Annotated in this window: 18 protein-coding genes and 1 pseudogene; 8 read left to right on the forward strand and 11 right to left on the reverse strand. The window is 42.5% G+C overall.

The genetic code is table 11. From position 1 onward, the window contains the following. Positions 1-98: 98 nt before the first annotated feature. A pseudogene (locus tag GD630_RS09385) lies at positions 99-218 on the forward strand (DUF418 domain-containing protein); the annotation flags it as partial. A 359-nt stretch (positions 219-577) separates the two neighbouring features. Here GD630_RS09385 and GD630_RS09390 read toward each other — a convergent pair. From GD630_RS09390 to GD630_RS09400, 3 genes are all read right to left on the reverse strand, one after another. Further along, a complete protein-coding gene (locus tag GD630_RS09390; RefSeq protein ID WP_143866504.1) occupies positions 578-2,323 on the reverse strand; it encodes a phospho-sugar mutase in 1,746 nt (581 codons plus the stop codon). 123 nt (positions 2,324-2,446) lie between these two features. Continuing rightward, positions 2,447-4,084, reverse strand: coding sequence for a C69 family dipeptidase (locus tag GD630_RS09395; RefSeq protein ID WP_143866507.1), 1,638 nt, complete (start codon positions 4,082-4,084; stop codon positions 2,447-2,449). Between the two features lie 23 nt (positions 4,085-4,107). Next, the gene (locus tag GD630_RS09400) at positions 4,108-5,763 is read right to left on the reverse strand and encodes a M23 family metallopeptidase (protein WP_182505745.1); all 1,656 of its coding nucleotides are present in this window, start codon (positions 5,761-5,763) and stop codon (positions 4,108-4,110) included. Positions 5,764-5,949: 186 nt separating this feature from the next. Between GD630_RS09400 and GD630_RS09405 the strand changes: the two genes are divergently transcribed. From GD630_RS09405 to GD630_RS09415, 3 genes are read left to right on the forward strand one after another with little or no spacing between them, the layout of a single operon-like run. Continuing rightward, complete coding sequence (locus GD630_RS09405; RefSeq protein WP_143866509.1) at positions 5,950-8,583, forward strand: zinc-dependent metalloprotease; 2,634 nt, start codon at positions 5,950-5,952, stop codon at positions 8,581-8,583. Between the two features lie 30 nt (positions 8,584-8,613). Then, positions 8,614-11,943, forward strand: coding sequence for a SusC/RagA family TonB-linked outer membrane protein (locus GD630_RS09410; protein WP_143866511.1), 3,330 nt, complete (start codon positions 8,614-8,616; stop codon positions 11,941-11,943). A 12-nt stretch (positions 11,944-11,955) separates the two neighbouring features. Further along, positions 11,956-13,302, forward strand: coding sequence for a RagB/SusD family nutrient uptake outer membrane protein (locus GD630_RS09415; RefSeq protein ID WP_143866513.1), 1,347 nt, complete (start codon positions 11,956-11,958; stop codon positions 13,300-13,302). Between the two features lie 81 nt (positions 13,303-13,383). Here GD630_RS09415 and GD630_RS09420 read toward each other — a convergent pair whose 3' ends face one another. Beyond that, positions 13,384-14,460 (reverse strand): alpha/beta hydrolase, encoded by a 1,077-nt coding sequence (locus GD630_RS09420; protein WP_238482979.1) that lies wholly within the window; start codon positions 14,458-14,460, stop codon positions 13,384-13,386. Between the two features lie 285 nt (positions 14,461-14,745). Here GD630_RS09420 and GD630_RS09425 point away from each other — a divergent pair, with 285 nt between their 5' ends. From GD630_RS09425 to GD630_RS09435, 3 genes are all read left to right on the forward strand, one after another. Further along, complete coding sequence (locus GD630_RS09425) at positions 14,746-15,651, forward strand: helix-turn-helix domain-containing protein (RefSeq protein WP_143866515.1); 906 nt, start codon at positions 14,746-14,748, stop codon at positions 15,649-15,651. A gap of 7 nt (positions 15,652-15,658) precedes the next feature. Beyond that, positions 15,659-16,561, forward strand: a complete 903-nt coding sequence (locus GD630_RS09430) for a helix-turn-helix domain-containing protein (protein ID WP_143866517.1) — start codon at positions 15,659-15,661, stop codon at positions 16,559-16,561. Between the two features lie 317 nt (positions 16,562-16,878). Beyond that, positions 16,879-17,562 (forward strand): WG repeat-containing protein, encoded by a 684-nt coding sequence (locus tag GD630_RS09435; RefSeq protein WP_143866519.1) that lies wholly within the window; start codon positions 16,879-16,881, stop codon positions 17,560-17,562. Between the two features lie 170 nt (positions 17,563-17,732). Here GD630_RS09435 and GD630_RS09440 read toward each other — a convergent pair whose 3' ends face one another. The 7 genes from GD630_RS09440 to GD630_RS09470 form a co-directional block, all read right to left on the reverse strand. Next, positions 17,733-18,668 carry an NAD(P)H-dependent flavin oxidoreductase gene (locus tag GD630_RS09440; RefSeq protein ID WP_007765770.1) on the reverse strand — a complete coding sequence of 312 codons (936 nt, stop codon included), beginning with the start codon at positions 18,666-18,668 and terminating at the stop codon, positions 17,733-17,735. Between the two features lie 37 nt (positions 18,669-18,705). After that, the gene (locus GD630_RS09445; protein WP_007765767.1) at positions 18,706-19,311 is read right to left on the reverse strand and encodes a DUF4858 domain-containing protein; all 606 of its coding nucleotides are present in this window, start codon (positions 19,309-19,311) and stop codon (positions 18,706-18,708) included. A gap of 38 nt (positions 19,312-19,349) precedes the next feature. After that, a complete protein-coding gene (locus GD630_RS09450; RefSeq protein ID WP_029425789.1) occupies positions 19,350-19,874 on the reverse strand; it encodes a DUF4943 family protein in 525 nt (174 codons plus the stop codon). Positions 19,875-19,885: 11 nt separating this feature from the next. Next, on the reverse strand, positions 19,886-20,935 hold the full coding sequence (locus tag GD630_RS09455; protein WP_143866521.1) for a porin family protein: 1,050 nt from the start codon (positions 20,933-20,935) through the stop codon (positions 19,886-19,888). Then, a complete protein-coding gene (locus tag GD630_RS09460; protein WP_143866523.1) occupies positions 20,919-21,470 on the reverse strand; it encodes an RNA polymerase sigma factor in 552 nt (183 codons plus the stop codon). The genes GD630_RS09455 and GD630_RS09460 overlap by 17 nt, the downstream gene beginning before the upstream one ends. A 206-nt stretch (positions 21,471-21,676) precedes the next feature. After that, positions 21,677-22,525 carry a carboxylating nicotinate-nucleotide diphosphorylase gene (gene nadC, locus GD630_RS09465; protein WP_143866525.1) on the reverse strand — a complete coding sequence of 283 codons (849 nt, stop codon included), beginning with the start codon at positions 22,523-22,525 and terminating at the stop codon, positions 21,677-21,679. After that, entirely contained in the window at positions 22,518-22,910 is a 393-nt protein-coding gene (locus tag GD630_RS09470; protein WP_143866527.1) for a DUF4783 domain-containing protein, read from the reverse strand. The genes nadC and GD630_RS09470 overlap by 8 nt, the downstream gene beginning before the upstream one ends. A 128-nt stretch (positions 22,911-23,038) precedes the next feature. On the opposite strand from GD630_RS09470, the gene rlmH reads away from it, so the two are divergent. Further along, positions 23,039-23,512, forward strand: coding sequence for a 23S rRNA (pseudouridine(1915)-N(3))-methyltransferase RlmH (rlmH, locus tag GD630_RS09475; RefSeq protein ID WP_007765755.1), 474 nt, complete (start codon positions 23,039-23,041; stop codon positions 23,510-23,512). The last annotated feature ends 13 nt before the right edge of the window (positions 23,513-23,525 follow it).

The raw sequence follows: 23,525 nt of genomic DNA on the forward strand, positions 1-23,525 counted from the left end.
AACCCCATGAAATTATCAACAAAAACACCCCGAATTGAAGTAGTAGATGCTCTTAGAGGATTTGCCACTCTTAATGCCGCTTTCTTTCCCGCAGGAGAATAAGTATCGTTCTTTTCCTGTTACAGGTTAAGTTCTGCAAATGGTGGCTGTCTAAACATAAACAAGGACCATTGGAAACAATATGGCATAAATGGACTTGGATAGGAACCAAGAAATAACAGGAAGAAAAGCAGGCTACGAAATATGCACAACTACAAACGAACAACTTATGAATATGAAACTGAACGTATCACTCTAAAGCATCAACAACACATGTGTATATCCGCAGCCTGCCTGTTGAAATTGAGATGATGCCAATACAACAAGATTCTCGCAAGAAGGATTTGCAAGTGGACTTAAAGAATGCAAAGGAAATGAAAGAACTGTACCAAGTGAGGGAAAATACCCGAAAATAGGCAGAATCAGAGCTATGTACAGAGAAAAAGAAGCGCCTCCACAATCTTCAAAAGATGATGGAGGCGCTATTTTATTATTTATCTTTTTATGATCTATATCTGAAATTTCAGAAGAGACAAAATCAGATACCCAATGATTTCTTCACTGCTTCAATCTTTTCCATGGCGGCAGACTCGGCAGAAGCATAACAGTTGCGGCATCCCATTTCACCCTGAACTTCCATATAGAACTTAATCTTCGGTTCTGTACCTGAAGGACGAACAGAGACTTTACTACCGTCTTCTGTGAAATATTGAAGAACGTTAGATGGTTCCGGCATATCAATTACAGTTACGATCCCTTTATCGTCTGTCTGTTTCAGAGTCTTATAATCTTTGTTCAAGATCACTTTAGAACCACCCAATTCTTTCGGAGGATTAGCGCGGAAGTTTTCCATCATCGCTTTGATTTCTTCAGCACCGCTCTTACCCGGTTTCACTACGTTTACAGTAAACTCTTTAGAGAATCCATATTCTACGTAGATATCGAGCAACAACTGATACAAAGATTTGCCATTATCTTTTGCCCATGCAGCAACTTCAGCAATCAGACAGCAAGCAGATACAGCATCTTTATCACGAACAAAATCTTCAGCAAGGAATCCGTAGCTTTCTTCACCACCACCGATATATTTCTGTTTACCTTCACGCAGACGGATTTCACGGGCAATCCATTTAAATCCGGTGTAGCAGTCAAGCATTTCGATGTTATTCTTATCAGCGATTTTCTTGATAAGCTCGGTAGTAACGATTGTCTTCACGCAGAACTCATTACCTTTAATCTTACCCAGTTGTTTGTATTGAGTCAGAATATAATAAAGGTACATCATACAAGTCTGGTTACCGTTAATCAGTACCCATTCGCCCTTGTCATCCTTACAAGCGATACCCACACGGTCAGCATCCGGATCGGAAGCCATTACGAGGTCAGCATCAATTTCTTTAGCCAAGTTTACAGCCATAGAAAGAGCTTCCGCGTTTTCCGGATTTGGAGATATAACAGTCGGGAAGTTACCGTCTTTAATCATCTGTTCGGGAACAGTAAATACGTTTTCGAATCCCCACATCTTCAATGCACGCGGAATCAACATCATACCTGTACCGTGAATCGGAGTATAGACAATTTTCATATCTTTGTGACGGGCGATAGCGTCCGGATCAATAGAAACGGTTTTCACCATATCCAGATAAACCTTATCAATATCTTCACCGATAATCTGAATCAAATCAGGATTTCCCTGGAATTTAATGTCAGCAGCAGAAGCAATGGCATTCACTTCATCAATGATACCCTTATCATGCGGAGCCAAAACTTGTGCACCATCATCCCAATATGCCTTATAACCGTTGTATTCTTTCGGATTGTGAGAAGCAGTCAGAATGATACCACTCTGGCAACCGAGGTGACGGATAGCAAAAGACATTTCCGGAGTCGGACGCATATCATCAAACAAATATACTTTAATGCCATTGGCAGAGAAAATATTAGCAGAAGTCTCAGCAAACAAACGGCTGTTGTTACGACAGTCGTGACCTACTACTACAGAAATCTGTGGCAGATCTTTGAAGTTCTCCTTCAGATAGTTGGAAAGTCCTTGAGTGGCAGCACCTACTGTATAAATGTTCATACGGTTGCTACCTACCCCCATGATACCGCGCAAACCGCCTGTACCAAATTCCAAATCCTTATAGAAAGCTTCAATTAGTTCGGTTTTATCATCGTTTTCCAACATACGTTTCACTTCAGCCTGAGTTTCAGCATCATAAGCTGGGGTCAGCCATTTTTCGGCTTTCTCAGTGACCTGTTTAATTAGTTCCTGATTTTCCATTTCGATTGTTATTTATTGGTTAATGAATTATTCATTGCTATTTTCTTGAGCACACAAATGTAAAATAATAAGTTTACAATTCCTAGTTATTTAATGGATAATTATCGATTATCCATTAAATAACTATTTCACTAAATATCTGTCACCAGTTTGTTTCACATACTCCTGCAAAAACTCTTTCGGGTATCCGGGACGAAGCACTCCTGCAGGTTGTCCGATAGAATTACGTTCAAACTGTCCGTCTTTCATACGCTTCACTACCCCATCGTTGTACTTTACAATCAGGAACGTACCCAATTGCTTCCAAGTATCAAAAGTACTTTGAGCGGTCATGTTAGTATAATTTGTCAGGAAATTGATTGCTGCATCCTTATCCTTTTCCAATAGTTTGACTGCCATTTCTTCAATACCAGCCTGTGCTGTGTTGAATGTGCTTTCCATCTCTTTCTGTGTTTCCCGCACATCCCCAATCATCAGATCATAACGCGGATAAACCATATTGGACACCCAATTAAAAATCCAGAAAGCGGAATTCCATGAGAACGTAATGTAGTCGGCACCATCCACACGTGTGTAACATACCGGCACCTTAGTAGCGCAACAATAAACAGGAGTAAATACAGTCATATTCGCATCATCCACACCAAACCAAAGTACTCCCCCTACCGGATCCGGCATATGAGCACGCATCTGTGCAACAAATACAAAACCGCTCTGTTGAGTAGAGATAGGACGTTCATTGAAATATTCCTTATCATCGACTTTAAAGTTCAGAGGAGAAAGGCGATAGGGTGTTTTATAAGGACCGGCTCCAAAATCATTGGAGATATCAAGCGGAGTACCTTCGTAATGATCGCGCATCATATTTTTCACATCCTGCACGGATAATTTCTGCTTCGGCTTAACGAAAAGCGGCATCGGAGTATCGGTTTTTCCTTCGATATAAGGAAGATATTCATTTCCTCTATCAGTGAATTTGTTGAAATAACTCCATACACGAGCTTCACAAAAGCGGCGTGCACCAAAATCAAGAGGGGCATAAGCCAATGAAAAACTAAAATCCTTGTTTACTCCATTAAAATATCCCTTCTCACGGGCAAAAGAAACGACATCCGGAGAGTACATACAGTTTTCCTTATCATTCATATCAAACTGATGAATGCGCGCTTGATTAGCATGAGCCGAGATACAATCGTCCGGCACACGGACAGCGACCCAAACCGCTCCGCGAATGCCGGGACCTTTACCAATCATCTCCATAATCCATACTTCGTTCGGATCGGCAATGGTAAAAGACTCCCCCCCACTATAATATCCATATTCCTGTACCAGATCAGTCATAATTTTTATAGCTTCGCGAGCAGTACGCGAACGTTGCAATCCAATATAAATCAAACTTCCATAATCAATAATACCCGTAGAATCCGTCAACTCGGGACGACCGCCGAAAGTAGTTTCCCCAATAGTGACCTGATATTCATTCATATTGCCAACCACATTGTAAGTCTGACGAGCCTGCTCGATTTCTCCCAGATATTTACCGGTGTCCCATTCGTACACTTTCAACATGGTTCCTTTCGGATACGTAGCTGCCGGATAATGATAAAGTTCTCCGAATAAGCCATACGAGTCGGCTGAATAGGAAACAATGGTCGAACCATCAGCGGACGCATTCTTTCCGACAATCAAATTAGTACAGGCGAAAGTATTCGCCACAGCCGTCATCCATACGGCAAAACACAAAATAATACTTCTCTTCATAATATATCATTCATTTTTTATAATTACCAGACAAAACTTTCACGGGCAATACTCGTATTCCCGCAATGATCGACAACCGTAAATTCAACAGTATGTTTTCTCCCTTTCTTCACACGCTTCGGATCAAGTTTGCATTCCCAATAAGACTTTACAATATTAGGCCGTCCGAAAAGTGCATATTTTCCGTCAATCGTTCCCCGATAAGAAGCAATGCCACTTCCTTTATCTTTCAACCGATAGACTATCTTTCCATTCCTTCCCCACTGATTCTTATTGACAGGGATAATTTCCGGTGGAACCGTATCAACAGCGACAGTATAAGTCCCCAGTTCACGAATAGACGTCTTCATGTATCCGTCTTCGTATTTTCCTCCTACACTGTACTTACTTCCTTTCGGAGTAACCCGTGCCACATAATACTTGGTCGTATCGGCAACCGTTTTCCTACGTAGTCCGATACGGAGTTCACAACCCGCATGAAGCGGAATGGATTTATCATTAATCTGATAGGTGAATGCCACTGCCCCACTATCGGCTTTTACCTGATAATTGAGCGGAGTATCCTTATATAACATTCCTTTCGGAACCACCAGGCTCAATCCCGGTTCTTGCAGATAATTGATTTTATCCCAAGTAAAGAAATACTTTTCCCGATAATTGAAAGGTTCAATCGGCTGCTTTCGCCCACGCACGACAAAGCTATATTTTGAAGTATTTCCAAAAGCGTCTTTCAAAGTATACAGAAATTGATAATCCCTCTCTTCGTCAATCGTGACCAGACCGCGATTTTCATTTGAGGCTTTCAGCAAACGCAACGTATTTCCCGGATCGATAAAAGATTTCATATATTGCCCGTACGTCCACGAATTGATCAGCCGGTTTTCCTCTTGAGAGAAACGGTCTACTGTACTACGGAACACCTCATTACCATCCACCGTAAGAATAACGGAATATACTCCGTAATGGTTGTTTACGCCATCCATGTAATCATATGCCTTAATGCCCGTACCTATCACACCCCACGCCTCCACCGGACGTTCGCTATTCGGGAGTATCGTTTTTATCTCTTGTTTTCCGTCTACCACTCCCTCACCGGGCTGCGGGAAAAACATAATGCCATCAGCTTTCGGAGCATGTGTATCCTTTATTTTTGATTTAAAGAAAGGCATAGGATCTATATAATCTCCCGATTCCGTTTCAAACATATCCAAATGAAGATGCGGACCGAAAGAATATCCGGTATTCCCGCTCCAAGCTATCTGCTGTCCGCTTTTTACCGGATATTCATCCGGTTCGGGAATAATCTCAACCTCCCAGCTCTCATTCTCATATTGAAGTTCCTCCACCCTTTCGGCAATGGGAGAAATAAAACCACTCAAATGCCGGTTAATAGTAGAATATCCATTATGATAGCAGACATCAAGCACATACCCCGAACCGTTAGTCACCCGAATACGCGAGATATAACCATCGGCAAGGGCACAAACCGGTTTGCCGATCACACCTCCTGTTTTAAAATCCAACCCGCCATGAAAGTGGTTGGAACGAATTTCACCGAAATTTCCGCTCAATGTAAGAGGAAAATCAAAAGGGGGTACAAAAGTCGCTTGCTTTTTTTCCTGCCCATAACCTCCGATGCAGCAAGCCAACATCAAAGCAGTGATATATTGTTTTATCATTCCATTCTCTTTTTTACTTCCGGCAAATGTACACTATTCCAACTAAATTACGAAATATCCGGGAAGAATGATGCAATAAGAGACTAGTTAATAATTCTTTTATTATTAGATTCATTATTGTCTTAAATCCATTATATTCGTATTTTTGTGTCCGTTTTTTAATTATAATTAAATATAAAGAACTCAATGAGAATGTATGTAAGAGTAATGGCAGCGGTCATTGCATGTATATTGCTGAGTGGAGAAGCCCTTTCGGCATTTGCAATTACCCCCGCTACAGAAAATCTGAGTTGGTTTAAGAAGAAAAAGAAAAAACCAGAAGAGAGAGAAGAAAAGAGTAAAAGTGACTACGAGAAACTAGTGGAAGGCAGCAAAACGACAAAAGGAATGTTTGCTGTACATCAAAAGAAAAATGATTTCTATTTTGAAATTCCTACCGCACTTTTAGGACGCGACTTATTGGTTGTCAATAAACTGCAACGGGTTCCCGCCGAATTGAATGAGGCAGGTGTAAATCGTGGAGTAAACTATGAGAATCAGATGGTTTGCATGGAATGGGACAAAGCAAGTGGCAAACTGATGTTCCGCCAACAACGCCCGTTACCTCTTGCGCCCCGCACTGACGCCATTTTCCGTTCGGTACAAGATAATTTTATTTCTCCATTGATTGCCGCATTCAAAATCGAAGCTGTCAATGCCGATTCTACTGCATTGGTGATCAAAGTGAATGATATTTATGACGGCACGGAAACCAGTATCAATAATGTGTTTACCAATATCAACCTGGGCACATCGGCTATCAAGAATTTATCACGTATCCTGTCTATCAAATCTTTCTCAAACAATGTCGTGGCAACTTCCGAGCTGACAACCAGAGTGACAGAAGGAACTACAACAGTGTATGTGACAGTGGAAGTCAGTTCTTCCATTCTTTTATTACCCGAAACGCCGATGATGGGACGTTTTGATAATCAGAAAGTCGGATACTTCACCAACCCTTTATTGAACTTCAGCGACGCCCAACAAGGAACGGGCAAGACACAATACATTACCCGTTGGCGCATGGAGCCGAAACCGGAAGACCGTGAAGCCTACCTAAAAGGACAGATTGTGGAGCCTGCCAAACCAATCGTATTTTATATTGATAACTCAACTCCCTACCAATGGCGTTCGTACATCAAAAAAGGAATCGAAGATTGGCAGGTCGCTTTTGAGAAAGCCGGTTTCAAAAATGCGATTATCGCCAAAGAAATAACGGACAGTATGCACGTAGACATGGATGATGTCAATTACTCCGTGCTGACATACGCTGCTTCGGAAAAGAAAAACGCAATGGGACCTTCTCTTCTGGACCCTCGTTCCGGAGAGATTCTGGAAGCGGATATCATGTGGTGGCACAACGTGCTTTCTATGGTACGTGAATGGATTACGGTACAGACCGGAACCGTTTGCCCCGAAGCGCGCAAAGTACAACTGCCCGATGACTTGATGGGAGACGCCATCCGGTTCGTTGCCTGCCACGAAGTAGGACACTCATTGGGGTTACGCCATAACATGATGGGATCGTGGGCTTTCCCGACGGATTCATTGCGTTCCGAAACATTCACTTCCAGAATGAATTCTACTGCTTCATCCATTATGGATTATGCACGCTTCAACTATATCGCCCAACCGGGAGACGGTGTGAAAGTTCTTTCTCCGCACATCGGTCCATACGATATGTTCGCTATCGAATACGGTTACCGTTGGTATGGGAAAAATACTCCGGAAGAAGAAAAAGCTCTCTTATTTGACTTTTTGAGCAAACACACCGACCGCCTCTATAAATATAGCGAAGCACAAGATGTTCGTGACGCAGTAGATCCGCGCGCACAAAATGAAGATTTAGGTGACGACCCGGTTCGTTCCTCCCTACTGGGTATTGAGAACCTGAAACGTATTGTGCCACAGATTCTCCAATGGACTACAACCGGAGAAAAGGGACAGACTTATGAAGAAGCGTCACGCCTCTATTATGCTGTCATCAATCAGTGGAACAACTACTTATATCATGTACTCGCCAACATTGGTGGTATTTATATCGAAAATACAACTGTGGGAGATGGCGTCAAGACCTATACATTCGTAGAAAAAGAGAAGCAACAGGCCGCACTTAAGTTCCTGTTGAATGAGGTATTGACCTATCCTAAATGGTTGTTTGACACGGAAGTAGGACAGTACACCTATCTCCTGCGTAATACTCCGGTGGGAAAACAGGAGAACGCTCCTACTCAGATTCTCAAAAATGCACAGGCTTACATTCTTTGGGATTTACTGGGCAACAATCGCTTGATGCGTATGATTGAAAATGAATCCGTCAATGGGAAAAAGGCCTTTACGGTAGTAGAACTGATGGATGGACTTCATAAAAATATTTTTGGAGTTACCGAACGGGGAGGTGTCCCCAATGTCATGGAACGTTCTTTACAAAAGAATTTCCTTGATGCATTGCTGACAGCCGCAGCAGAACCCGAAGCAGTAAAAATCAACAAAAAGATTGCCGATGAGCACTTTTTGCTTGACCATGCCACTCCGTTCTGTAGCTGTTATACAGCTGAACAACGGGCACTTCGCCAAGAAGACCGCATGGGAGCTCCACGTGTGCTCAACTTCTACGGTAGCCAACTTAACCGCATCTCAGATGCAATCTCAGTAAAGCGCGGTGAGTTGTTACGTATCAAGAAGCTGTTGCAGAATCGTCTCGGAACTTCCGATACGGCTACACGCTACCATTATGAAGATATGATTTTACGAATTAACACAGCTCTAGGAGTCAAATAAAACAAATCAATCACTAAACATTTACAATTAATGAGAAAAAGACATCTTTGTATTTTGATATGCCTTTTCGCCAACGCATTGTTTTTTGCCAATGCCGCGAATCGCACTATCACCGGAGTCGTGATCTCCGGTGAAGATAATGAGCCACTCATCGGCGCCTCAGTTTACGTATCAGCCGATGAACTGAAAAAAGCCGGAGTATCACAAACATCTCTAGGTACGATTACAGATATAGACGGAAAGTTTTCCTTGTCTGTCCCGGAAAAAGTAACTCGGATTCATTGTAGCTACATCGGTTTTGAAGAACAAAGTGTACCATTACAGTCCGGAAAAGAAAATTACCGTATTGTACTTCAAGCCTCATCACATACATTAGGGGACGTAGTAGTAACCGGTTATCAAGAGTTGGAACGCCGCAAACTGACCGCCTCCATTGCCAAAATAGATGTTACAGATGCAATGGTAGGTGCCGCAAAAAGTATCGACCAGGCATTAGCCGGACAAATAGCCGGTGTATCCGTTACGACAACCTCCGGTGCTCCGGGTGCCCCTGCACGTATCCGTATTCGTGGTACAGCGTCGCTAAACGGAACGCAAGACCCACTGTGGGTGTTGGACGGAATTCCATTGGAAGGGACGGATATTCCGGACTTAGACAGTGATACGGATAATGATATTGTAAATATGAAGCAATCTACCATCGCCGGAATCAGCCCCAATGACATTGAAAGTATCACAATCTTGAAAGACGCCGCCGCAACAGCGATTTATGGCGCACGTGCGGCAAATGGTGTAATTGTTGTTACTACCAAAAGGGGACGAATGGGTAAACCGGTTATCAACTTCAATACAAGATTGACTTACACTCCCAATTTAAATACTTCGCGCCTAAATCTGCTGAATTCAGAGCAGAAAATCAATTTGGAGTTGGAATTGATGAAAGACACATACGAAGTATGGGGAGATACATATCCTTCTTTCTATGCGAAAGGTGCTGTCGCTTCTATCTTAAAGAAATATGACCTAACGGATGCATACAGAAAAGATGGATGGGACGGCTTAACTCCCGAAGCGCAAGCTGCAATCAATCAATTGAAAACAATTAATACAGACTGGAATGATATACTTTTTAAAGACGCGTTTACGCAAGAGTACAATTTCAGTATATCCGGTGGAGGAGAAAAAGTGACTTACTACAACTCTCTTGGTTATTCCAAAGAAAACGGTAATGTACCGGGAGTAAGCATGAGCCGTTTTAACCTGACAAGTAAAACCTCATATCAGGTAAACCGTATGTTAAAATTAGGCGTGTCACTTTTTGCCAACCGTCGAAAGAATACAGATTTCGTAGCGGATAAATATGGTTACGCAAACCCTATCTATTATTCACGAACAGCTAATCCCTACCTCAACCCTTACGATGCTCAAGGCAATTATGTTTATGATTATGACATCTCCAATAAAGAGGTATCCGATCCCAAAAGAGGATTCAACATATTTGAAGAGAGAGACAACACTGATAAAGAAACCGTAACAACAGCTATCAATGCCATTTTCAATACAGATTTGCGCATCAACGACCAATGGAAACTGACTTCTCAAGTCGGTCTTCAATGGGATCAGGTCGAATTGGAAGAGTATACCGGTGAAAACACATTTACCATGCGTGACATACGTGAAGATAGTAAATATGACGGTGGCAAAAAATACCGTATTCCCGAAGGAGGCAGACATAAGGTATCCAATTCCACGACATCACAAATCACATGGAAATTACAGGGAGAATGGAATCAGAGCTTTGCCGATATACATGAAGTACAAATAATGGCTGGTTCTGAAATACGCAAAAACTGGTATGAATCTTTGACTTCCAATGCATACGGATATAATCCTAAAACACTCACTACCAAACCAATCACAATTCGAGATGATGATGACGCCAAGAAATATCCCCTGCATACAAAGATTTATACGGAAAATGCTTTTGCCTCATTCTACGCTAACGGTTCATATACCCTTATGGGACGTTACACTTTGGGAGCAAGTGTCCGTATGGATGGTTCCGACCTATTTGGAGTAGATAAAAAATACAGATTTCTTCCGATCTACTCCGCGAGTGGCTTATGGCGGCTTTCCAACGAACCTTTCCTTAAACCGGCTACAAGCTGGATAGATAACCTGGCATTACGCCTTTCTTACGGTTTGCAGGGAAACATCGATAAAAACACATCTCCATTTCTTATCGGTAAATATGGTGAACAGACACTTCTTCCTGAAAATACAGAAACCAGCATTAGCATATCAAGTGCTCCCAATGACAAATTACGATGGGAAAAAACAGCGTCTTACAATGTAGGAATTGATTTTTCTGTTCTTCAATCAGCCATTAACCTAAGTATAGACTACTACCATAGAAAAGGGACCGATCTTATCGGTGTTAAAAACCTACCATTGGAGAATGGATTCAACAGTATGACTATCAACTGGGCAAGTATGAAAAACCAAGGAGTGGAAATTAATCTGCAAACGCGTAACATAACCACCCCGCATTTTTCCTGGTATACAACATTCAATTTTGCCTATAACAGTAATAAAGTTTTAAAGGAACTAACTCCTTCCAATTCCAAGACACCCGGACGAGAAGGATATCCGGTAGGAGCAATCTTTGCTATAAAAAGCAAAGTAGATCCGGAAACCGGACGTATCTTCATCTATCCTAAAGGAAGTGACGAAGCTATCAGCGTTGAAAAGTTATTCGATGCCAAAGATGATTCCGGCTTTGGGCTTTACACATATAACAAAGACGCTGATTTACAACGGAACTTATATGAATATGCAGGAACAAGCGATGCACCTTACACAGGTGGATTCATCAATACTTTAAATTATCATAACTGGGAGTTTAGTTTAAACTTCGCCTATAACATAGGAGCACACGTACGTACCAGCCCGTCATACAATATTACAGACTTAGATCCGGGACACAATACTAACCAAGATATACTCAACCGTTGGACTCCAGAAAACCATAACGGGAGCTTTCCTGCTCTATTAGGAAGACACAATTATGCGGCTGACTATAGTTTCTTCCAGAATGAAATAGCAGTCTACAAGAATCTTGATATGTGGGTGAAACGGCTTAGTTATGTACGATTGCAAAATGTACGATTAGCATACACTTTACCACAAGAATGGTTACGGAAATTTGGAATTAACGGAACAACTGTCGCCGTAGAAGGTCGTAACTTATTCGTTTTCGGTTCCAGCTACAAAAACTACATGGATCCGGAATCGATGAGCAATCTTTATTCTACACCTGTACAAAAATCGGTAACCTTCAATCTCAGTCTTAACTTTTAAAGTACAACGAATATGAAGCATTTTAAAAAATTATATACGTTTTTCATGTTTGCAGGAGGGCTCCTTACAACCTCGTGTAGTAATTTCCTAGACATACAACCTACGGGAAAAGTCATACCAAATACATTGGAGGAATACAGGGCACTTATGACTGAAGCATACGCAAATTCACTGACAGATAGAAGTGTATGTGACATGCAAACAAGCGATATTACAGTTTCGGATGAATCACAAGCGCAAAGTGACTTCGGAAATATAGAGAAGTGGTCTTCCAATAACGCTACCGGTTATGAATTTAAATGGGGACCGTATTATGAGAATATTTATTATGCTAATGCCATTATAGACAAACAGGATGAAATGACAGAAGGCAGCCAAGAAGAAATAGACCAACTTGTGGGAGAAGCATATTTCATGAGAGGCTATATGCATTTTTTACTCGTAAACCTTTACGGACAACCTTATACCAAAGAGGGAGCACCGGAGACAAAAGCCATACCGCTGAAACTAAATCTCGACTTAGAGGGGTTCCCTACCCGTAACAAAGTCGGGGAAGTTTACACTTCCATCCTTTCGGATATCCAAGAAGCGCATAGGCTCATCAGTCAAAAGGAATGGGAAACAGGTTACAATTACCGTTTCAGTACGCTGGCAACATACGCTTTCGAATCACGCGTAAATCTATATATGGGTAACTGGCAAACTGCTTACGATGCTGCGGAACGTGTATTGGCGGAGAAAGCAACACTTGAAGACTATAACAACCCTGAGGAAACTTTTCAACTTCCGAACCAATATAAGTCTGTAGAATCTATTACTGCATACGAGAACGTTTATAGTAATACTACAATGGAAGCCTCACAAGCTACTCCTGCATTTTTCCAAATGTTTCAAGAAGGTGATCTTCGATCTACAAAATATTTTGATGCAATAAACGAAGCGGGTAATTATCCCATTATTAAAACAGACAATACATCTTCATTCAAGTGCAGTTTCCGTGTTGGTGAACTTTACTTGAATTCTGCAGAAGCAGCTGCCCGTCTAAACCATCTGCCAGAGGCTCGTAACCGCTTACTGCAATTGATGAAAAAAAGATATAGTCCGGAAGGATACCTGTTAAAGGAGAATGAAATAAACAGTATGAACCAAGAAAGTCTAATTTCTGAAATATTGGATGAACGTGCCCGCGAATTAGCCTTTGAAGGTCATCGTTGGTTTGATTTACGTCGCACCACCCGACCGAGAATAGAAAAGACTCTATTGGGTGGACAAACTGTCATTCTGGAACAGAATGACGAACGCTATACCTTACGCATTCCTCAAAGTGCTATTGAAGCTAATCCGAATCTCTCCAATTAGAGTTGTTCTGATATTCACTATAAACTCCCTTTGCAAACTCATCAGCAAAGGGAGTTTTTTCATTGTATCATATTTATTCTGTTATTTCAAATTATTATTGAAGAACTGTTCTATCTTATCGAATGGGATTACTTGCAGATTATCGTACAAATCTACATGATTGGCTCCGGGAATAATCAATAATCCCTTATTGTCACCTTTCAGTTTCTTGAACGCATCCTCACTAAAGTAACGGGAATGAGCCTTTTCTCCGTGAATCATCAGCACTGCACTACGTATCTCGTCGCTATAGGACAGAATAGGCATATTGATAAACGAAAGCGAAGAAGTCTTATTCCAACCATCATTAGAATTGAGTGAACGTTTGTGGTAACCGCGTTCGGTCTTATAATAGTCGTAATATTCTTTCACAAATTGTGGAGCATCATCCGGTAATGGATCAATCACCCCTCCGGCAAGTGTATAAGAACCATTGCGGTAGTCTTCGGTTCGCTGAGCATTGAGTTGCTTGCGTAATTCATAACGGGCGTCGGCATCCATTATATCATTGTAACCATTAGCGTTCACACGGCTCATGTCATACATCGTAACCGTTACTGTTGCTTTGATTCGAGTATCGATAGCCGCTGCATTAAGCGCCATACCACCCCAACCGCAAATACCGAGTATACCGATACGATCCGTATCCACATCGTCACGGTTGGCAAGATAATCCACCGCTGCACTGAAATCTTCCGTATTAATATCCGGTGAAGCCACATAACGAGGCTCACCACCACTCTCACCTGTATAAGACGGATCGAAAGCAATCGTCAAGAATCCCCTTTCTGCCAGCGTTTGGGCATACAGTCCCGAAGATTGTTCTTTCACCGCACCAAACGGCCCGCTAATAGCGATTGCCGACAATTTACCTTCTGCATTTTTGGGGATATACAAGTCAGCAGCAAGCGTGATACCATAACGGTTGTGAAAAGTAACTTTCGAGTGACGTACTTTATCGTTTTCGGGAAACGTCTTGTCCCACTCTTGAATCAGGTTTAATTTCTTTTCCGTAAACTTATTATTTCTGTCAGAAAGATTACTTGCTGACAACAGCTTGCCTGCAATACAAAGACATACTGTCATTACTACACGCGAAAAATTCAATGTTCGTCTCATACATTCTATTATTTATGTTATCAACCATTTTTCTATTCCCTTTTAGGAATGTTGCAAAATTAGATAGATTTATGCCTAACCCCGGTAGACAAATTACTGATGTTACATCTCAATCATAACCTTAATTACAGATTTTATAATACTGACGGAAGCTGTAAGTAAGGTGGAATCCGTAACTGAGGTTATATAATCCGTAATTAAAGTTGTTAGAATGACAGAATTATCCCGTATTTTTGTAAACGATATACGACGGAAGTGCTTTTAAAACATTAAACAGCAATAATTATGAACAAGATATTCAACTTGGACAGTGTAGACCAATACAATAAATTGTACGGCCTTGAAACTTTGAATCCGTTGGTCAGTGTGATCGATTTAAATAAAGCCACCCGGCAGATGAATTATGCACACTGGCATTATGGTATCTATGCACTTTACCTGAAACTCGAAAAAGCGTGTGACATCAGATACGGGCGGCAAAATTATGATTATCAAGAAGGAACCATTGTATGTTTTGCTCCCGGACAGGATGCGGAAACGACATTGATCACAGATCGCGTGCAAGTGAATGCACTTGGCATACTTTTTCATCCGGATTTATTACTAGGAACATCACTTGGCAAGACAATCAAGAAATACACGTTCTTCTCGTATGAAGTAAACGAAGCCCTTCATCTTTCTGAAGAGGAACGGAATATTATTATGGATTGCCTGAGAATCATCCGCCTTGAACTAGAGCACGGAGTGGATAAGCATAGTAAAACATTGCTCGTAAACTATATAGAACTGCTCCTTAACTACTGTATGCGTTTCTATGAACGACAATTCGTCACCCGCAGTAAAGCGAACCATGATGTGTTGACACGTTTCGAGCAATTACTTGACAACTACTTTTCAGGAACTTTTGCAGAACAAAACGGCTTACCTACTGTCAAATATTTCGCTGACAAAATATGCCTTTCCCCCAATTACTTCGGCGATATGGTAAAGAAAGAAACCGGCAGGACACCACAGGAACATATTCAGGAAAAAGTAATCGAAATGGCAAAGGAACGTATGGTCGGCACAGAAGATACAGTCAGCCAGATTGCCTACTCACTGGGATTCCAGTACCCGCAGCATTTTTGCCGCCTGTTCAAAAAACGGGTAGGATGTACTCCTAACGAATACCGTGTACAGAATAATCTGTGAAAAGAATATGAAACAGAAAAATACATTGGACTTAAATACCGTGCATGAATGCAATCGTTGTCTGGACTGCAAAACATTGCATCCTCAGGTGAGTCTTATTAACTTGGAAAATCCGTGTCTGGAGCAGGATACTGTCAAGTTCGAATTCTACGCTATCTTACTGATAGAAGACTGTCCGGACGAATGTTCATGTTGCGGCCGGAAGTATTATGATTATTCCAATGCGACAATGGTCTTTCTTAAACCGGGTGAAGTTTTCCGAATGAGCAAGGAAAAGACCTTACCCAGCAAAGGCTTTTTGCTGGTGTTTCATCCGGACTTGCTGTTTCAGACCACATTGAAGAACCACATCAATAATTACACCTTCTTCCACTATCACAAAGAAGAGGCATTGCATCTATCGCAGCGTGAAACGGAGAAAGTCACCTGCTGTCTATGGAATATAGAGGAAGAACTGCATCATTCGATTGATACACATAGCAGGACTATCCTTTCACGGCATATCGAACTATTACTGGATTACTGCACTCGTTACTACGAACGTCAGTTTATCACCCGCGAAAACAGGAATAAGGCAATTCTCAGAAAAATGGAACAGTTGCTTGAGGATTATATAGAGTTGGGGAAATTACAAAATGGCAAACTTCCTACACCCGACTATCTGGCGGAAAGGCTCAATCTTTCTCCTGTTTATTTTACAGACCTGCTGAAATTTGAAACAGGCAAGACTTTGGAACAGTATTTCCAACTCAAACGATTGGAGACTGCTAAACGAATGCTGATGAAAGACGGTGCCACACCCACTGCCGTTTCCCGTCAATTAGGCTATCCGAATGTACAGCATTTCAGCCTTATATTCAAGAAAATAACAGGTATGTCACCAAGTGATTATCCAAAACAGGTGAATTAAAACTACTCTTTTTTCATATTTATCCTCCAAAAGCATTGTTATTCAACAAGAAAACAATATCTTTGTTTCCACTTATTACGATTAATAACGTAGAAGCGTTTAGAATATTATCTCTGTTCAGAATCTGGTAAATTCATTAACGGTGGGATAATGGCAACTAAGCGTTCACGTCTTTGTTATATGCAAGGGCGTGGACTCTGTTGTTCATTCACCGTTAGGCTTACCAGAGCCCTGAACAGGATGAACTAACGACGTCCACGCTTCTTTTGTATATATACGGTATCCGGACGCATACTACCACAACAAACAATCGTAAAATGAACAACATTATTACAAAGTTCTTTGCATCTTTATTAGCCTACGGGGTAGCTAATAAGAAAAAGCGTTTTTCGGCAATCGGTCATTTCTCTGAGGGCTTAGCTCCGGCCAGAGGCAAAATACAATGGGGATACATCAACAAAGGATATGATATCATCATTCCTTTACAATATGAACGGGCTTTTTCCTTCAAAGAGAACTTAGCTATGGTAGTACGCGACTCCCAATATGGATATATCGACCGCACAGGACATATACAAATTCCTTTTAACTTTTCAGCAGCCCATTCGTTCGAACAAGAATGTGCACGAGTATGCAATGACGGATTATGGGGGCTGATCGACAGACAAGGCAATTATATTCTTCCACCAACATACAGTCTGATAGAGCAATTCACCGAAGGACTGGCACTCGTCTCTCTTTATAGTAAGGTGGGATTCATCAACATGAAAGGCAAAGTCGTCATTCCATTAGAATATGACAACGGTTGTCCTTTTTCTGAAGGACTAGCAGCCGTCTGCATTGAAAAACAATCCGCCAAATGGGGATACATAGACAAAGAAAATCAAGAAATACTTCCTTTTAAATACGATATAGCAGAACCCTTTTATAACAACATAGCCCGAGTGGGTCTCTATGGAAAAAGCATGAAAATCAATAAGCAGGGCAGCGAATGTCTGTAACCAACCACTCCGGCATTCATTTCATCTCAGCCTACAGTATTCTGCCTTAACGCTCATTTTCACCACAGATTACACGGATTTACACAGATAATAAATATTGATTATTGATATATTAAAATCTAATCTGAGAAAATCCGTGTAAATCTGTGATGAATTATGATACAGCCTTACTAGAAATATTTCTTCTCCGCCGCCCGTTGCCAAGCCTCCACCAATTCCGTCATGACTTCCGATACTGACTGTCTGCGGGATACAATGGCGGATACTTGACCGATCTCCAGCTCACCCTCTTCCAAATCACCTTCAAATATACCTTTCTTGGCACGACCGCGTCCGAGCAAGATTCTTAATTCTTCGGGAGTAGCACCACTATCCTCCGCTTTCTCCACAGCTTCCCGAAAAGCATTCTTCACCAAACGTGTCGGAGCCAGTTTCTTCAACAGCAATTTCGTGTCTCCTTCACCCAGACTCAAACAATAGTCTTTGAATACCGGACTGGCAGAGCTTTCTTCCGTCAGGGCAAAACGGGTTCCGATCTGCACTCCTTCGGCTCCCAACACCATAGCTGCTAGAATACCTTCCCCCGTACCGATGCCACCTGCCGCAATCAACGGCAATGTAGTAGCTTCACGCACGGCCGGAATCAGACAGAAAGTCGTTGTTTCCTCACGTCCATTGTGCCCGCCGGCTTCAAAACCTTCGGCAACTACCGCATCCACTCCCGCTTCCTCACATTTCACTGCAAAACGGGAAGAAGAAACGACATGAATCACCGTAATGCCACGTTCTTTCAGCCATCCTGTCCACGTTTTCGGATTTCCTGCAGAAGTAAAGACAATCTTTACTCCTTCCTCCACCACAATATTCATTATTTCTTCTATCTGAGGATACATCAAAGGAATGTTCACCCCAAAAGGAAATCTCGTTGCCGCACGGCATTTACGGATATGCTCGCGCAAAGTCTCCGGATGCATGGATCCGGCACCGATCAGTCCTAAGCCACCCGCGTTACTCACTGCGGAAGCCAGTCGCCAACCGCTACACCAAACCATACCACCTTGAATAATGGGATACCGAATCCCTAGAAGAGAAGTTATTCTGTTCATAATAAATAAATGTATCAATACATTTTATATAACGCTTTTACCGGGTAATCTGTTCGATAGGTTTATTTATCAACACGGTAGTTGAATCTCCATAAGTTTTCAACACTTCCAACGTGCGGATACGGTTATCTCTTCCAGTTTTGTTCCAGAATTCTTTCGTAAAGGCAGCCATCAAATCAAGCCCGCTAATAGTTCCGCCACAAACTGAGACATTCTCCCCTATCCGTATTTCATTCGCTTTCCGGTTACGTGTCCGGTTCGTATAGAATCTCTGCCGACGCAGTTCGTAGAAAGAATCTCCCCGCCATGTATTCTTGTTCACTCTGATCTTTTTCTGATAAACTGGATCCCAGTTATAGCGGGTATTTGCCTTATACGGCATAAGAGTCAACACAACTTTCGGTTTAGGCAGTGCTTCGGGAAGCGACTCATCGGGCAACATCCAACGCTTCTCCTCCGACATACGGGGAGTACCCACCGCACCGCCGAAATCAATCTGCTTGACCGCCTTCGGGTTCAGCTTCAGTTCTTCACTGCCTTCCAACAACTTTTGCAGTTTGAGCGAATCTTGCGCAGACCATTGGGCATAGCATACCCCTGTCAGCAGCAGTGAGACTGCCGATATAAATAAACGTTTCCTCATTTTTTATTGTTTTTTATCTTCCGAAGGCTCTCCCCTTTTTACCACCAACGATAGCCTGTTCCACAAAGCGGCTCATCATGACACGGGTCAATCGTCCACCGGGTTTTAGGATATTGCCGTTCCTCCCACCAGCTACGGTAACAGGCAGCTGCATCGAGCACTTCCTCATCGGTCAGGAAATAGATGGCCTCATAATTTTCTGCATTTGCCAGCACCATCTTGCAGCCTAACGACGGAGGTGTACCTTGACGGATATACTCGATCACCCAAAGCATACACTCACCCAAACGGATCTTACCGTTGTTCGTATTATAGACCGACGGGAACGAAGGAATAATTGTCAGATCTTCCGCATATTTCAAAAGTTCGGGAATATCCTCCTCCATGAAATGAGGCACTTCCACCACTCCTTTATCATTCTTCATTTTATATGTACCCGCCTTCAATTGTTTCACAAAGAGATCAACATCCGGATTGTTATAATCCATTTCTTCGCTGCTGCATCCCGCAAAAGATACAATCAGGCAAACAGCCATCCACAGCATTAATAGTGTTTTTTTCATTTTCATAAGGGTTAATACGTCATGCGAAGTCCGCAGAGCAAGTTAAAGTTAGTCGGCCGCTTCGTGCGTACCGTAGCCAGTTTCGAATCGGTACTGAAATGATGCGAAACACCGGGCTCGGCAAAAACCGCAAGCCGGTCATTAATCTTATAATTGATTCCAATACCGGCAGTTACCGCCAATTGGACAGGTTCTTCCTTAAAACTGTTATCCGTCGCACCGGCTATACATTTATCCGCCACTCCGCCTACGGTAGCATAAAGGTCTACTTTCTTCGTATCTACCAGTGTCACGTTTACCCGCACGGGTATACCCAGATAATGTAAATGCTGTCCGGCCGAACGAAGATTTGAATAAAGCAGTCCGGTTTCTATCCCCAGATAGTCGTTCAACTTTCGTTCTACTGTTACTCCTGCGGAAACAGGTATCTTGTAAGTACCGTCCTCTGCCGGAAGCGCCATACCCACTTGAGCTTTCACAGCCCAGCAACGTTTCTTCATTATTTTCTCCGAAGTCACAGGTAAATCCGCCCGTTCTTCCTCCCGGTCGGCAGAAGTTTCCGTATTTCTATTCGCTGCCTGCCAATAACCACTATGGCGTTCGTTACCGTAAGGGCGCTCATGCCCTGTAGCCGTGGACGAGAAAGAGAACGACATCGAGAAAGTAAAGGCAAGCGAGTCCTCATCTTCCGTATATTGCGACAACATTCCGAATGACTGAGGAGCCGGTTTCTGCAATACCGGTTCTACCGATAGCGGCAGTTGATTGACACGTATCCCGTCTCCGTCCATCTGCCCTCCATTCGTCGCGGCTATCTTGGTAAACGCTTCCTCCATCTCTTCTTTAGGTGAGAAATACAGGAAAGTGGCTGACGAAGCTGCCAGAACAAGCAGTACGGACGCCGCAGCCGCCACACGGAAGAGCAGGAGCCGACGACGATGTTGACAAGCCACAGGAATATCCTGCGAAAGCTCTTCCCAAAAACCATCCCGTACATTCATCCCGGTATCGGCGAGACGTGCGCGAAACAGAGCGGTTATTTCATCATTTTCTTTCTTCATGGTTCCTATACTCTTTAATTCTTTTTGCTAACAAATATTTGGCCCGGTGTAACTGCGAAGTAGACGAGTGCTCTTTAATATGAAGCAGCTTGGCTATCTCCTTGTGTGACTTCTCCTCAAACACATAAAGGTTGAAAACGGTTCGACAACCATCCGGCAATTCGGCAACAAATGTCATCAATTGCTCTTCGGAGATGCCTGCCCCTCCTCCCGAATCTGATATATCGGGGATATCGGGAAGTTGCTCTTCATGCACCACCAACTGATTTACCCGTTTCTCCCGCCGCAGGTAATCGAGTGCTTGAGTCACCATCACTCGGGTTATCCATGTACAGAGCGAAGACTCGCCCCGAAAGGAGAAATTGGTAAAAATCTTGATGAAACCGTTATGCAGTACATCGTGCGCTACATCCATATCACCCGTATAGCGGAAACATACCGCCAGCATTTGTTTGGAATAGAGGGTGTAAAGTTCCTTTCGGGCTGAATCCTTTCCTGCCCGACAGCCCTTTATCAGTTCTATCTCGTTTTCCAAAGTCAATTACCTTTTTAAAATCGGACGTATGTCTGCGTCGTTTTACTCATTAGACGCAAAAATTTGAGGAATGCTGCAAGGAATATTGCTAAAAGAAGTTAAACAGATTCACTACAGAGGACACAGAGTACACAGAGGATTTAAACTTACTTTATAGGAAAAATTTCCTATCATTATTCCTCTGTGTCCTCTGTGGTGAAAAAAAATCAGCACGCTTTGAAGCTCATGTCCAGTCCTTTCACGGAATGCGTCAAAGCCCCGACGGAGATAAAGTCAACGCCACATTCGGCATAATCACGAAGAGTATCAAAGGTGATACCGCCGGAAGATTCGGTTTCATACTTGCCTGCCACCATTTCTACTGCCTTTGTAGTCATTTCGGGAGTGAAGTTGTCGAACATGATACGGTCTACACCACCTAAATCAAGCACTTGTTGCAGTTCGTCGAAGTTGCGGACTTCTATTTCTATCTTCAGATCTTTACCTTTTTCCTTGCAGTATTCTTTGGCACGGGTGATGGCCTTGTCGATACCTCCGGCAAAATCCACATGATTGTCTTTCAACAGAATCATGTCGAACAACCCGATACGATGATTTACGCCACCGCCAATCTTTACTGCCATCTTTTCAAGGATACGCATACCGGGAGTTGTCTTACGGGTATCCAATACGCGGGTATGAGTGCCTTCAAGTTTCTTCGCATATTTGCGTGTCATGGTCGCGATACCGCTCATGCGCTGCATCACGTTCAACATCAGGCGTTCGGTTTGAAGCAAGGATTGCACCTTACCTTCCACCACCATTGCCACATCACCCGGCTTCACTTCCGCACCGTCATTGATAAACACTTCGACTTTCATCGTCGGATCGAAACGATTGAAGATTTCTTTAGCCACTTCGATACCGGCCAGCACACCGGCTTCCTTGATAAGTAATTTTGATTTTCCCATTGCCGTAGCGGGAATACATGAAAGGGTGGTATGGTCACCATCGCCTATATCTTCTGCAAAAGCAAGATCGATCAGTTTGTCGATCAGTTCTTTTTCCTTATTCATTGATTTTGTCAATTCTTATTTGGTGTATTAAACATTTATCCTGTACTTTTTTCAGAAAGCAGTTCACACGAAAGTTTCCGTTCGTTGTGGCCAACGTTCCGATAACGAAACTTGACTCGTCCCGCTTTCCCTGATGGTTCACTGTAAACCCATTGACTTTATTCTTCGTGAAGAAGTCTTGCATCACAGCGGTCGCTTTCTGTTTGTCAACGTTTGTCGAGCTACCTTGGAGCACCAGGTTTACCTTGTCCCCCATATACTTACTCAGCTCTTGTGAGCTTCCTCTTTTAAATGCCGTAATCACTCCTGCCGGTATCTCCTGCGCCATTAGCAACGAGAAGGAAAGAAGCAAAGCGGCCATTCCTACGAGCACTCGTTTTCTCATAAATACAAGCTTTTAAGTTGTAGTCTAAAGGTTTAGACTTTCAACTAATGATAGGCAAAGGTAAGCATTAATTGCAGAATAACATAAAAAATGCCTATTTTTGTGCAATTAAATACAATTGCAGAGATATGAAAACAACCTTGCTCGTCGTAGGACGAACCGTAGAACAGCATTATATTACAGCTATCAACGACTATATACAGCGTACGAAACGTTATATCACTTTTGATATGGAAGTGATCCCCGAACTGAAAAATACAAAAAGTCTTTCGATGGAGGTGCAGAAAGAAAAGGAAGGGGAGCTGATTCTGAAAGCCCTTCAACCGGGTGATGTGGTGGTGTTATTGGATGAGCACGGGAAAGAGATGCGTTCCCTTGAATTTGCCGATTATATGAAACGGAAAATGAATACGGTGAACAAACGACTGGTTTTCATTATCGGAGGACCGTATGGCTTTTCGGAAAAAGTATATCAAGCGGCACACGAAAAGATTTCAATGTCAAAAATGACTTTCTCGCATCAGATGATCCGGTTGATATTCGTCGAGCAGATTTATCGGGCGATGACTATATTGAATGGAGGGCCGTATCATCACGAATAAAAACATTATCTCA

It is taken from the genome of Bacteroides zhangwenhongii (assembly GCF_009193325.2).
In the GTDB taxonomy this organism is placed as follows: Bacteria; Bacteroidota; Bacteroidia; order Bacteroidales; family Bacteroidaceae; genus Bacteroides; species Bacteroides zhangwenhongii.